The organism is Kitasatospora sp. NBC_00458 (genome assembly GCF_036013975.1).
In the GTDB taxonomy this organism is placed as follows: Bacteria; Actinomycetota; Actinomycetes; order Streptomycetales; family Streptomycetaceae; genus Kitasatospora.
Genome location: NZ_CP107904.1, coordinates 7,369,272 through 7,382,061 on the forward strand (window position 1 = coordinate 7,369,272; position 12,790 = coordinate 7,382,061).

General features: G+C 73.4%; 12 protein-coding genes. 4 read left to right on the top strand and 8 right to left on the bottom strand.

The annotated features are described in order from the left end of the window. Positions 1-52: 52 nt before the first annotated feature. Positions 53-871 (bottom strand): IclR family transcriptional regulator, encoded by an 819-nt coding sequence (locus tag OG550_RS30065; protein ID WP_442906191.1) that lies wholly within the window; start codon positions 869-871, stop codon positions 53-55. Positions 872-1,098: 227 nt separating this feature from the next. On the opposite strand from OG550_RS30065, the gene aceB reads away from it, so the two are divergent. Beyond that, the gene (aceB, locus tag OG550_RS30070) at positions 1,099-2,748 is read left to right on the top strand and encodes a malate synthase A (protein ID WP_327682824.1); all 1,650 of its coding nucleotides are present in this window, start codon (positions 1,099-1,101) and stop codon (positions 2,746-2,748) included. Between the two features lie 370 nt (positions 2,749-3,118). Here aceB and OG550_RS30075 read toward each other — a convergent pair whose 3' ends face one another. The 7 genes from OG550_RS30075 to OG550_RS30105 all read right to left on the bottom strand — a co-directional run bounded on the left by OG550_RS30075 (position 3,119) and on the right by OG550_RS30105 (position 8,984). Next, the gene (locus OG550_RS30075) at positions 3,119-4,504 is read right to left on the bottom strand and encodes an 8-oxoguanine deaminase (RefSeq protein ID WP_327682825.1); all 1,386 of its coding nucleotides are present in this window, start codon (positions 4,502-4,504) and stop codon (positions 3,119-3,121) included. A gap of 57 nt (positions 4,505-4,561) precedes the next feature. After that, positions 4,562-6,073 (bottom strand): nucleobase:cation symporter-2 family protein, encoded by a 1,512-nt coding sequence (locus OG550_RS30080; protein WP_327682827.1) that lies wholly within the window; start codon positions 6,071-6,073, stop codon positions 4,562-4,564. A gap of 199 nt (positions 6,074-6,272) precedes the next feature. Continuing rightward, the gene (gene pucL, locus OG550_RS30085) at positions 6,273-7,193 is read right to left on the bottom strand and encodes a factor-independent urate hydroxylase (RefSeq protein WP_327682829.1); all 921 of its coding nucleotides are present in this window, start codon (positions 7,191-7,193) and stop codon (positions 6,273-6,275) included. A 28-nt stretch (positions 7,194-7,221) separates the two neighbouring features. After that, positions 7,222-7,557: a hydroxyisourate hydrolase gene (gene uraH, locus OG550_RS30090; RefSeq protein ID WP_327682831.1), complete on the bottom strand. Its 336-nt coding sequence runs from the start codon at positions 7,555-7,557 to the stop codon at positions 7,222-7,224. Between the two features lie 60 nt (positions 7,558-7,617). Then, complete coding sequence (gene uraD / locus OG550_RS30095) at positions 7,618-8,121, bottom strand: 2-oxo-4-hydroxy-4-carboxy-5-ureidoimidazoline decarboxylase (RefSeq protein WP_327682833.1); 504 nt, start codon at positions 8,119-8,121, stop codon at positions 7,618-7,620. A 201-nt stretch (positions 8,122-8,322) separates the two neighbouring features. Next, entirely contained in the window at positions 8,323-8,703 is a 381-nt protein-coding gene (locus tag OG550_RS30100; protein WP_327682835.1) for a helix-turn-helix domain-containing protein, read from the bottom strand. Then, on the bottom strand, positions 8,700-8,984 hold the full coding sequence (locus tag OG550_RS30105) for a thiamine-binding protein (protein ID WP_327684252.1): 285 nt from the start codon (positions 8,982-8,984) through the stop codon (positions 8,700-8,702). The genes OG550_RS30100 and OG550_RS30105 overlap by 4 nt, the downstream gene beginning before the upstream one ends. 187 nt (positions 8,985-9,171) lie before the next feature. Between OG550_RS30105 and OG550_RS30110 the strand changes: the two genes are divergently transcribed. The 3 genes from OG550_RS30110 (at position 9,172) to OG550_RS30120 (ending at position 12,626) form a co-directional block, all read left to right on the top strand. Beyond that, a complete protein-coding gene (locus OG550_RS30110) occupies positions 9,172-10,035 on the top strand; it encodes a TIM barrel protein (RefSeq protein ID WP_327682837.1) in 864 nt (287 codons plus the stop codon). A gap of 113 nt (positions 10,036-10,148) precedes the next feature. Further along, positions 10,149-11,036 carry a 2-hydroxy-3-oxopropionate reductase gene (locus tag OG550_RS30115; RefSeq protein ID WP_327682839.1) on the top strand — a complete coding sequence of 296 codons (888 nt, stop codon included), beginning with the start codon at positions 10,149-10,151 and terminating at the stop codon, positions 11,034-11,036. A 447-nt stretch (positions 11,037-11,483) separates the two neighbouring features. Then, entirely contained in the window at positions 11,484-12,626 is a 1,143-nt protein-coding gene (locus tag OG550_RS30120) for a glycerate kinase (protein ID WP_327682841.1), read from the top strand. Positions 12,627-12,790 lie beyond the last annotated feature (164 nt).

The window sequence follows — 12,790 nt, forward strand, 5'->3', positions numbered from 1 at the left end:
AGGAAGTCGACGGCGCCGACTTCCTGCGCGGGAGACCTCCGGCGGCGCCCGGTCAGGGGGCCAGGACCTGCCCCAGCCGGGCCGCGATCCCGTGCATCACCGGCACCAGCGAGGCGGTGCCGACCTGCTCCTCCAGCGCCCGGATCCGGGCCTCCGGACCGGACACCGACAGCGCCGTCGGGGTGGGCGAACCCGGCACCGCGAGCGCGATGCAGCGCACCCCGATCTCCTGCTCCTGGTCGTCGACCACGTAGCCGCGCTCGCGCGCCTCGGCGAGCTGGCGGAGCAGCTCCTGCGGGTCGGTCACGGTGTGCGGGGTGTGCGCGGGCAGCGGGTTGGGGCCCAGGACGGCGCGGGCCTCCTCCTCGGGCAGCTGCGCCAGCAGCGCCTTGCCGACGCCGGTGCAGTGCGGCTGCACCCGGCGGCCGACCTCGGTGAACATCCGCATTGAGCGCCGCGACTGCACCTGCCCGACGTAGACCACCTCGCCGCCCTCCAGCACGGCGAGGTTGGCGGTCTCGCCGGTGGCCTCCATCAGCTCGGCCAGGTAGGGGCGGGCCCAGCTGCCGAGCAGCCGCCCGGAGGTCTCGCCGAGCCGGATCAGCCGCGGGCCGAGGGTGTAGCGGCGCGCCGTGTCCTGGCGGACATAGCCCTGCTGCACGAGGGTACGAACCAGGCGGTGGATGGTGGGCATGGGCAGGCCGGAGGAGGAGGAGAGTTCGCTGAGCGTGGCCACGCCGCCCGCGTCGGCCAGCGCCTCCAGCAGCTGGAAGGCGCGTTCGACGGACTGCACGCCGCCGCCGGAGCGCTCCGGGGCCGGCGCCCGCTCGGGTGCCGGGTCGGGCGCGCCGTCCGGAGCTCTGTCGGGCACGGGGTCGGGCGCGGTGTCGGAGGCGCGGTCGGAGGTCGGGGCCACCGGCGTTCCCTTCGCTGTCGGGGGAGGAGTACAGTCCCAGCGATCTCCTCAACAAACCGTTGAAATTCTGTATCGCGGAAACTAGTCTCCACCTTACAGAATCAAGCCCTCCGTTTGCTGGGGTTCGGATCAACTGTCGGTCAACCGCCGCAAGGATCAACTGTCTTAGGAGTGTCCTGCTCATGGCTTCAGATCAGGGACCCGGCGCCCCCTCCGCCGCTCCGGTCGTCACTGTTGCCGGTCCGCGTGTCCACCGGGCCGAGGAGGTGCTCACTCCGGAGGCGGTCGCCTTCGTCGTCGGCCTGCACCGCGCGTTCGAGGGGCGCCGCCGCGAACTGCTCGCCCGCCGTCGCGCCCGCCGTGCCGAGATCGCCCGCACCGGCACCCTGGACTTCCTCCCGGAGACGGCCGCCGTCCGCGCCGGCGACTGGCGGGTCGCCGAGGCGCCGCGGGCCCTCCGGGACCGGCGGGTGGAGATCACCGGCCCCACCGACCGCAAGATGGTGATCAACGCCCTCAACTCCGGCGCCCGGGTCTGGCTCGCCGACTTCGAGGACGCCACCTCCCCGACCTGGGAGAACGTCGTCAGCGGCCAGATCAACCTGATCGACGCCTTCGAGGGCAGGATCGACTTCACCTCCCCGGCCGGCAAGGCCTACACGCTCCGGCCCGCCGCCGAACTGGCCACCGTCGTGGTCCGCCCGCGCGGCTGGCACCTGGACGAGAACCACCTGCTGGTCGACGGCGAACCGGTGGCCGGCGCCCTCCTCGACTTCGGCCTCTACTTCTTCCACAATGCCGGCCGGCTGCTCGCCCGCGGCGCGGAGGACCCGAACTCCGGCCCGTACTTCTACCTCCCGAAGACCGAGAGCCACCTGGAGGCGCGGCTCTGGAACGACGTCTTCACCCACGCGCAGGCCGAACTCGGGATCCCGCACGGCACCGTCCGGGCCACCGTCCTGATCGAGACGATCACCGCCGCGTTCGAGATGGACGAGATCCTCTACGAGCTGCGGGAGCACGCCGCCGGACTCAACGCGGGCCGCTGGGACTACCTCTTCTCCATCGTCAAGAACTTCCGCGACGCCGGCGCGCAGTACGTCCTGCCGGACCGCAACAGCGTGACCATGGCCTCACCGTTCATGGCCGCCTACACCCGGCTGCTCGTCCGGACCTGCCACCGGCGCGGCGCCCACGCGATCGGCGGGATGGCCGCGTTCATCCCCAGCCGCAGGGACCCGGAGGTCAACGCGGCCGCGCTGACGAAGGTCACGGCCGACAAGGAGCGCGAGGCGGGCAACGGCTTCGACGGCTCGTGGGTCGCCCACCCGGACCTCGTCCCGGTCGCCCGGGCCTGCTTCGACGCCGTCCTCGGCGAGCGCCCGCACCAGAAGGAGAACCCCGGTCCGGCCGGGCCGGTCACCGCCGCGGAACTGCTCGACGTCGCGGGCGCCGGCGGCAGCTGCACCCGGGTGGGGCTGCACAACGCCGTCCAGGTCGGCATCCGCTACATCGAGGCCTGGCTTCGCGGCCTGGGCGCGGTCGCCATCTTCCACATGATGGAGGACGCCGCGACCGCGGAGATCTCCCGCTCGCAGATCTGGCAGTGGATCCACAACGGCGTCGTCCTCGCGGACACCGGGGAGAAGGCCACCGCCGACCTCTTGCGCCTCCTGGTGGCCGGGGAACTGGCCGGGCTCCGGGCCGAGCTGGGCGACGAGGCCTACGCCGCCGGACGCTGGCGCGAGGCCGCCCAGCTCTTCGAACAGGTCGCCCTGGCCGAGGAGTTCGCGGACTTCCTGACCCTCCCCGCGCTCCCCCTGCTGGGCTGATCCCCAACCTACCCGCCGCAACGCCCGCCGCCCTCTGCCGTGTTGGAGCAGAGGGCGGCCGCTTTTCCGCCGTCCCGTACGGTGCGGCCGGCCGCCGGCGCGCGTCCGGCTGGCCGGGCCGGGCGGGCACGCCCGTGGGCGGGAACGCCGCCGCCCCGGACCCTCGCCGTGGGTCCGGGGCGGCGGTCCGCCGGGAGCCCCCGAGGGGGTGTCCGGCGGAGTCCGGGTGACGCACCGTCCCTGGGCGGCCCGGAGTTCAAGGGGGATGCTCGCGTGCGGAGGCAGGAGGCAGGAGGCAGGAGGCAGGAGGCAGGAGGCAGCAGGCAGGAGGCAGGAGGCAGGAGCGGAGGAGGGGCGGACGGGCCGCGGATCAGACCGGGCGCGCGGCGAGCTCCCGGGCCGCGCGGGCGCAGGCCTGGGCGATGCGGTCCTCGTTCACCGTCGTCAACCGCCCCTTCTCGACCACCGCGTTGCCGTTGACGAACAGCACGGCCAGCGGCGGCAGGGCGCCGAGGGTGAGGGCGGCGACCGGGTCGGCGATCGAGGAGTGCATGATGCCGTCGATCTTCCAGAGCGCGAGGTCGGCGAGCTTGCCCGCCTCCACCGAGCCGATCTCGTCCTGTCGGCCGAGCACGCGGGCGCCGCCCATGGTGCCCAGGCGCAGCGCCTGCCGGGCGGTGAGCGCCTTCGGGGAGCCGTGCAGACGGTTGATCAGCAGCGCGTTGCGCAGCTCGGTGCCCAGCTCGCCCGACTCGTTGGAGGCCGTGCCGTCGACGCCCAGGCCGACCGGTACGCCGGCCCGCAGCATGTCGGGGACGCGGGCGATGCCGGCGCCCAGCCGGGCGTTGGAGGACGGACAGTGGGCGACGCCGGTGCCGGTCTCGGCGAACTTGGCGATGTCGGAGTCGTTCATGTGGACGCTGTGCGCCATCCAGACGTCCTCGCCGAGCCAGCCGACCGACTCGAAGTAGTCGGTCGGGCCCATCCCGAAGAGCTGCCTGCAGAACGCCTCCTCCTCGGCCGTCTCCGAGCCGTGGGTGTGCAGGCGGACGCCCTTGCGGCGGGCCAGCACGGCGGACTCGCGGAGCAGTTCGGTGGAGACCGAGAACGGCGAGCAGGGCGCGATGGCGATCTGGAGCATGGAGCCGGGGGAGGCGTCGTGGTACCGGTCCACCGCCTCCTCGGAGGCGGTCAGGATGGTGTCGAGCTCCTCGACGGCGTGGTCCGGGGGCAGACCGCCGTCCTTCTTGCCGCGGTCCATCGAGCCGCGCAGCGCGGTGAACCGCAGGCCGAGCTCGCGGACGGCCTCGATCTCGGCGCCGAGGATGTCGCCGCCGTCCTTCGGGAAGACGTAGTGGTGGTCGGCGGCGGTGCTGCAGCCGGACTTGAGCAGGGCGGCGGCGGAGCCCTGGGCGGCGGCGTGGACGAGCCGGTCGTCGATCCGGGCCCAGGTGGGGTAGAGGGCGACGAGCCAGTCGAACAGGATGTCGTCCTGGGCGAGGCCGCGGGTGATCCACTGGTAGAAGTGGTGGTGGGTGTTGACCAGGCCGGGGGTGACGAGGTGGCCCTCGGCGTTGATCCGGCGCACCACGTCGTCCAGCCACTGCGGCGCGGGGCCGGCGCCGACCGACTCGATCCGGTTGCCGAGGATGACCACGTGGCCGCGGGCGTACTCGGTGTCGTGGGCGTCGACGGTGGCGATCGCGGCGTTCTCGATGACGATCCGCTGGTCGGCGGGCGGGGGCTGGACTGCCATGGTGTGACTCCAAGGGGGATGGCCGGGCGGGCATGGGGCGCATGCCCGCCCGGTGGGTCAGGACGGTGTCGCCGTCGGCACCGTCGCGCCGGGCGTCCCGTCGGCCGTCTGCCGGCGGGCGACTCCGACGTGGTGGAAGAGCAGGTTGAGCAGGACGGCCGTCACGCAGCCGGCCGAGATCCCGGAGTGCAGCAGGGTGCGGACGGCCTCCGGGAACGCGTCGTAGAAGGTCGGGGCGGCGATCGGGACGATGCCGACGCCGAGCGAGACCGACACGAGGATGGTGTTCGAGCCGGACTCCATCCCGGCCTCGGCGAGGGTGCGGATGCCGCTCGCCGCGACCGTGCCGAAGAGCACGATCCCGGCGCCGCCCAGGACGGGCTGCGGCACCAGTGAGACGACCGATCCGAGCACCGGGAAGAGCCCGAGCAGGATCAGGATGCCTCCGCCGGCCGCGACCACGAAGCGGCTGCGGATCCTGGTGAGCGCCACCAGCCCGATGTTCTGGGCGAAGGCGCTGGCGGCGAAGCCGTTGAAGACCGGGCTGAGCGCGGTGGCCAGTCCGTCGGCCCGCAGACCGGCGGCGAGCACGCGCTCGTCCGCCTCGCGGTCGACGATCCTGCCGAGCGCCAGCATGTCGGCGGTGGACTCGGTCATCGAGACCACCATGACGATGCAGAGCGAGGCGATCGCGGCCGCGTCGAACACCGGGGCGCCGAAGTGGAACGGGGAGGGGAGCGCGAAGACCTCCGCGTCCCGGACCGCGCCGAAGTCGGCCAGGCCCAGCGGGAAGGCGAGCAGGGTGCCGGCCGCCAGTCCGATGAGCAGGGAGAGCTGCTGCCAGAAGCCGCGCAGCAGCCGGTTGCAGAGCACCACCGCGACGAGGGTGATCGCGGCGAGGCCGACGGCGCCCATGGAGCCGTACCCGGGGGCGCCCGGTGCGCCGCCGCGCGCCCAGTTCACCGCCACCGGGAGCAGGGACACCCCGATGAGGGTGATCACGGTGCCCTGGACGACCGGCGGGAAGAACCTGATCAGTTTGCAGAAGTACGGTGCCGCGAGGAAGCACAGCATCCCCGCGACGATCACCGCGCCGAAGATCACCGGGAGGGCGTCCTCCGGCCCGTGCGCCTCGGCGATGGCGATCATGGGGGCGACGCCGGCGAACGAGACGCCGTTCACGAACGGCAGCCGTGCGCCGATCCGCCAGACGCCGAGGGTCTGGAGCAGGGTGGCCAGCCCGGCGGTGAACAGGCTGGCCGATATGAGCAGGGCGAGCTCCGCGGGGGACAGGCCCACGGCGGCGCCGACGATGAGCGGGGGAGCGACGACCCCCGCGTACATCGCGGCGACGTGCTGCAGTCCGGTGGTGACGAGCTTCACCGGGGGGAGCAGCTGGTCCACGGGGTGGACCTCCGGACCCGGCTCCGGTCGGGTGTCCGGCGCGGTGTCCGGCGCGGTGTCCGGTCCGGACGGGCCGGCGGGGAGGCCGTGCGGCCCGCCGTCCGGACCGGAGGATCTTGCAGGGGTGGAACCGCCGTCGGTGTTGCCGGTGTTGCTGGGTGCCATGTCGAGCCCCTCTTGTGCCCGTGGCTCCCGGCGCGCCCGTGGCGCTGGAGAGCGGTCGATCACGCGTGTGCCGAGGGCGGGACGGCGGTGCAAGGGTCCCTCGGCCGGCCTCTCCGGCTCCCCGGGCCGGCCGCCGCGAGGGTGGGCACGGTCTCCGGTGGGTGGGGGTGGAGGAAACGGGTGGAGCGGGTGGGGGAGGTCAGGCGACCGGGATGACCGGGGTGACGCCCTCGCGGTGCACGGTGCCCTCGATCAGGCCGTACATCCGGTCGGCGGCGTAGTAGACCTCGTTCTCGTTCTTCAGGCCGAAGGGTTCGAGGTCGACCAGGAAGTGGTGCTTGTTGGGCAGTTCGAGGCGTACCTCGTCGACCTCGGCGCGGTTGTTGAGCACCCGCGTGCCCATCGCGTGCAGGGTCTGCTGCAGCGAGTAGGAGTAGGTCTCGGCGAAGGCCTCCAGCAGGTGCCGCTTCACATGGGTGTAGGAGCGGTTCCAGTTGGGCTGCGCCTCGTCGTCGCGGCCGGTGTAGCCGTACTTCCACCGGGCGGTGACCTGGGTGGCCAGGATGCGGTCGTAGGCCTCCCGGAGCGTGGTGTACGGGTCCTTGATGTAGCCCCAGAACTCCGAGTTGGTGGAGTTCAGCACGACCAGGTCCTTGAGTCCGGAGACGACCTGGACGGACTCGCCGTCGTAGACGATCTCGGTGGTGCGGGTCTCCTGGCCGTTGCGGACGAAGGAGTGGCCGACCTCCTCGGAGCCGATGAACCGGGCGCTGCTGTCGGGCGTGCGGATCCGGTCCCAGGCGTACTCCTCGATCCGGATCCGGGCGCTCCGGACGACGCCGCGCTCGGTGTCGTCGACGAAGTGGCGGGCCAGGGTGACGCCGAAGGCCTCGGCCGACTCGATCCCGTACTCCTTGGCGAAGGCGTACACGGTGTTCTTGGTGGTGTCGGTGGGCAGGCAGTTGGCGTTCGACCCGGTGAGGTGGACGTCCTCGAACTCGCCGGAGAGGGCGACCGAGACGTTCAGGTCCTTGATCTCGTGGCGGGTGGAGTCGCGGTAGACCCGGACGATGCGGTTCTCCGCCTTGCCGTACTGGTTCTGGCCGAGCACGTGGGCCATGGCGTGGCTCCCAAATCAATCGATCGGTCTAGCTTCCGCGGTAGACCGAGTAGCCGAACGGGTTCAGCAGCAACGGCACGTGGTAGTGGTGCTGCGCGGGCGCGACCGTGAAGACGATCGAGACCTCGGGGAAGAACGGCTGCTCGGCGGAGTTCCGCGCGTGGTACGCGGCGGTGTCGAAGAGCAGCCGGACGACCGAGCCCGCCTCCACGGCCGGCAGGTCCCTGGCCCGGCCGTCGGAGTCCGTGGCGGAGGTGCCGAGCACCTGCCAGCCACCCTCGGTGTGCAGTGCGAGCTCGACCGGGACACCCTCGGCCGGGCGGCCGAGGCTGGTGTCGAGCACGTGGGTGGAGATGCCAGTCATGGGTGAAGTGACCTTACTGATGGCAGTGGTGATCCTGCGTCAGTGATACCTGACGATGCGTCAGTTATCGTCGAGCAGGCGGTTGATGCGTATGTCGTTGATCTTGCGCAGTTCGCCCCGGACGATCTCGGCCTCGGTGGCCGGGTCGTTGGGCTGGCGCTCGCGCAGGGCGGCGAGCATGCCGGCCGCGGTGCGGCCGGTCGCGCAGATCAGGAACACGTGGCCGAACTTGGCCTCGTAGGCGGCGTTGGCCCGGTGCAGCTCGTCGAGCAGGGTGTCGTCGGCTCCGCGGACGCCGGCCTGCTCGCGCTCGGAGGCGGCGTCGCCCGGCTTGGGCGTGCCGATCCGGGCGTGGCCGGCCATCGCCTCGTGCAGGTCCGCGGTGGAGAGCGTGGCCATGGCCGCGGCGTTGGCGTCGAGCAGGGCCCGGCGGTCGGTCCACGGGCGGGCCGCGGCGACCGCCTCGGCCCAGCCGGGGCTGGCGCAGACGTCCAGCAGGATCTCCCTCAGCTCGGCGGCGTCGGCCGCCGCCAGGGCTTCAAGGGCGTGGGGGTGGTTGGTCACGGGTGGACCTCCTGGGGAGTGGTGCCACCCGCACAAGCTAGATCGGTGGGATCGGGCCGTCAACAGTTTGTTGAACGCTTGGTGGTTACGTTTCGCGACGGCCCTGGTCGCGCGGTGTTTCGTGTGTGATGCGACAAGTGCGCCCCGCCGGGCGCCGGGTCAGACTGGCCCGGTCGGCGGGGCGCACCCGTGCACGCGGACTCAGCCGGACTTCGATCCGTCCTGGCGGTTGAGGTAGTTGTACACGGTGAAGCGGCTCACGCCGAGTGCCGCGGCGACCGTCTCCACGCCGTGTCGGACGGTGAAGGCGCCGCGCTCCTCCAGGAGGGCGACGACGCGCTGCTTCTCCCCGCGGTCCAGCTCGGCCAGTGGCCGGCCGTCGAACTGGCGGGTCATCTCGGCCAGCAGGCGGTCCAGCGCACTGCTCAGGTGGGGCAGTCGGACGGCCATCGCCGGGGCACCCTCCCACTCCAGGACGACGTCCTCGGGCTTCGCCTCGCCCAGCGGCAGGGGCGTCGCGCCGACCGCGTCCAGCAGCGGCTTCATCGCCGTCGCGAGCGGGTGTTCCACGTGCTCGGTCACGGCGTACCGCCCTCCTCGGGCGCACCGGTGCCGGTCCCGTCGGTCCCGCCGCTCTCGCCGAGCACGCTGACCTGGACCGATATCCGGGTCGCGCCGGCGTCCAGGCTCTCCCGCAGCAGCCGGGTCACGGCGGCCAGGACCTGGTCGGCCCCGCCCTCCGCGCCGGTGCCGAACGGGCCCACCGTGACGGCCAGGCCGGTCTCGTCGACCGCCCTCCGGGCCGCCGCGGCGTGCTCCGGGAACGTGTCCAGTTCGAACGGTTCTGTCGTGAACTCCACCATCAATCGCACCCGCTCACTGTAGCGAGCGGCGGCCGCGGCGGTCAGTGGCCGGTTCGGGCCGGTCTGTGCGGGGCCGCCACTCCGGCGGATAGTTCAACAATTTGTTGCAGATGCCTTGACAGTCGTTCGGGATGCCGGAGATGCTTCCACCAGACAGAATCCCTCTTCCGGATCGTGGAAGTTGAGGATGACGGAAGAGAGATACGAGGTGATGGACGTGACCGCCGCTTCCCGGCACCGCTTCACGGTCAACCTGTCGATCCTGTTCGGCGAACTCCCGCTGCTGGAGCGCCCCGCCGCGGCCGCGGCCGCCGGCTTCACCGCCGCCGAGCTGTGGTGGCCGTTCGGCGCGGAGCACAGCCCGGCCGAGGCCGAGCTGGACGCGCTCCGCAGGGCCTTCACCGACGCCGGCGTGCGGCTCACCGGTCTCAACTTCCTCGACGACCTCGGCAAGGGGGCGCGCGGCACCGTCTCGGTGCCGTCCGAGAGGGAGCGCTTCCGGGCCAACGTCCCCGTCACCGCCGCCCTCGCCGCCTCCCTCGGCACCCCGGCGCTCAACGCCCTCTACGGCAACCGCGTCGCCGGGGTCGACCCGGCCGAGCAGGACGCCCTCGCGCTGGAGAACCTCGCCCTCGCCGCCCGGGCCGCCCACGGGGTCGGCGCGGTCCTGCTGGTCGAGGCGCTGAACCGGCCGGAGTCGCCGGACTACCCGCTGGTGACCGCCGCCGCCGCGGTCGAGGTGGTCGACAAGGTCAACGCCGCCACCGGCCTGGGCAACGCGAGGTTCCTCTGCGACCTCTACCACCTGGCCCGCAACGGCGAGGACCCGGCGGCCGTCATCGACGCGTACGCCGACCGGATCGGCCACGTGCAGATCGCCGACACCCCGGGCCGCAACGAGCCCGGCACCGGCGGCCTGGACTTCGAGGACCTGTTCGCCCGGCTCACCGCCGCCGGCTACACCGGCCGGATCGGTCTTGAGTACCGCCCGTCCACCGGCGTCAGTGCCGACAGCTTCGGGTGGCTCCCGCGCGAGCACCGCGCCGCCTGAGGCCCGGGCGCCGCGCCCCCGGGTCCGGCGTGCACCGCGCCGCCCGGGGCCGGCGCGCCCCGGCCACCCACCCCACCCTCCACGCTCCACGTACAGACGGAAGGAACGACGCGATGAGCCGCAAGATCGCCTTCATCGGCCTCGGCATCATGGGCAGCCCGATGGCCGCCAACCTGGTCAGGGCCGGCCACCACGTCACCGGCTACAACCTCACCCGGCCGCAGATCGACGCCCTGGTCGCGGCCGGCGGCCACGGTGCGACCAGCATCGCGGACGCGGTGAAGGACGCCGAGGTCGTGATCACCATGGTCCCGGCCGACCCGCACGTCGAACAGGCCGTCCTCGGTGAGGGCGGCGTGCTGGAGAACGTCCGGCCCGGCACGCTCGTCATCGACATGTCGAGCATCACCCCGCAGACCTCGATCAAGGTCGAGGCGGCCGCCCGGGAGAAGGGCGTCCGCGCCCTGGACGCCCCGGTCTCCGGCGGTGAGGCGGGCGCGGTCGAGGCCGTGCTGTCGATCATGGTCGGCGGCGCCGCCGAGGACTTCGCCGAGGCCAAGCCGCTGTTCGACGCGCTCGGCACCACGGTCGTCCACGTCGGCCCGGCCGGTGCGGGCCAGACCGTCAAGGCGGCCAACCAGCTGATCGTCGCCGTCAACATCCAGGTCCTGGCGGAGGCGGTGGTCTTCCTGGAGAACGCCGGTGTCGACCTCGGTGCCGCGCTGGACGTGCTCGGCGGCGGGCTGGCCGGTTCGACCGTGCTGAACCGCAAGAAGGCCAACATGCTGGACCGCGAGTTCGCCCCGGGCTTCCGGATCGACCTGCACCACAAGGACATGGGCATCGTCACCGACGCCGCCCGGGCCGTCGGCGCCGCCCTGCCGGTCGGCGCGGTGGTCGCCCAGCTGGTCGCCTCCGCCCGCGCCAACGGCGACGGCTCCCTCGACCACTCGGCGCTGCTGCGCGGCGTCGAGCGGCTCTCCGGCCGCGAGGTGAAGTAGCCCTCCCGGCACCCCGACTCCTCCCGGTGGCGTGTACCTATCCGGTCGTGCCCGCGCCACCGGGAGGCCGTACCGGCAGGTGGCGGCGTCGGCAGGCCGTCATCCGCAGGCCGTCATCCGCAGGCCGGCGACGGCCGCCGACCGCCACCCGCCCGTCGCCCCGGCCGCGCCCGCGCCGCCGCCGGGACGCCGCCCAGCCCGACCGGTGGGCGGGCCGGGGCTCATCCGCCCGCCCGCCGGTCGACCAGACGGTGACGCGCGCACCCTCCGGGGGCACTTCGGTCGTGCCACGGGGCGCGTCGCCCCGGCTCCCTCCCCGCCGAGGGGAGCCCCTCGTGACGTCGGAAGCGGGACGAGGGGAACGGCGGGGAGGAAGCCGCCCCGGGCCCGCCGGGGCCCATGCTTGACGAACCATTGCCAGACCCGTCCGGAAGTGAGGCCCACGCCATGCCCGCCACCCCCCACCAGGGCCATGTGGTCGTAGCTCCCGACAAGTTCAAGGGCACCCTGGAGGCCGCCGAGGCCGCCGCCCGGATCGCCGCCGGCATCCGCCGCGCCGCCCCCGGCACCGAGGTGCGCGAACTGCCCGTCGCCGACGGCGGCGAGGGCACCCTGGCCGCCGCGCTCGCGGCCGGCTTCGCCCGCGTCCCCGCCAAGGTGGCCGGCCCCACCGGTCTGCCGGTCGACGCGGCGCTCGCGGTCCGGGGCTCCACCGCCGTGGTCGAGCTGGCCCAGGCCTCGGGCCTGGCCCGGCTCCCCGGCGGCCGCACCGCCCCGCTGGCGGCCGGTTCCTACGGGGTCGGCCAGTTGATCGGCCGGGCCATCGGCCTCGGCGCCGAGCGGATCGTGCTCGGCCTCGGCGGCAGCGCCTGCACCGACGGCGGGGCGGGCATGGTCCAGGCACTCGGGGTCTCGCTGCTGGACGGCGACGGCACCGAACTGCCGCCCGGCGGGGCCGCGTTGCGCCGCCTGCAGCGGATCGACCCGGGCTCCCTGGCCAACCTGCCGGCCGGCGTGGAGATCGTGGTCGCCTGCGACGTCGACAACCCGCTCCTCGGCCCGCGCGGCGCGGCCGCCGTCTACGGCCCGCAGAAGGGCGCGGACGGCGGGGACCTCGCGGTGTTGGAGGAAGGTCTGACCCGGTTCGCCGACGTGGTCGGCGCGGTGGTCGGCCGCGAGGTGCGCGACGCGCCCGGCGCGGGGGCCGCGGGCGGGGTCGGCTTCGCGGCCCTCGCCCTGCTGGGCGCCACCATGCGACCCGGTATCGAGCTCCTGCTCGACCTGCTGGGTTTCGACGAGGCCGTGCGTGGAGCGCGCCTCGTCGTCACCGGCGAGGGCTGCCTGGACGCGCAGACGCTCCACGGCAAGGCCCCCGCCGGAGTCGCGGCGGCGGCCGCCCGGGCGGGGGTTCGGGTGGCCGCCGTGGCGGGACGCGTCGAGCTGTCCGAGCGCGAGCTGCGGTCCGCCGGCTTCGCCGCCGCGTACGCGCTCAGCGAGCTGGGCGAGCATCCGGGAGACGGCCTGACCAGGGCGGGAGAGCTGGCCGAGGTCGCGGGGGAGCGGCTGGCGGCGGCGTTCCTCCGCCGGTGAGGCGCCCGTGAGACGTCTGCAGGACGTCCGTGAGGCGCCCGTGACGGGCCCCTGGGGCGCCGGAGCGGGGCCCGTTCGTCCGCCGGTGGCCGGCGGCGCCCCTCGTACGTTCCTCCATTGACGTTTTGTTGAAGGCGGCCCTAGGCTCCGGGCCATCCTTCGAC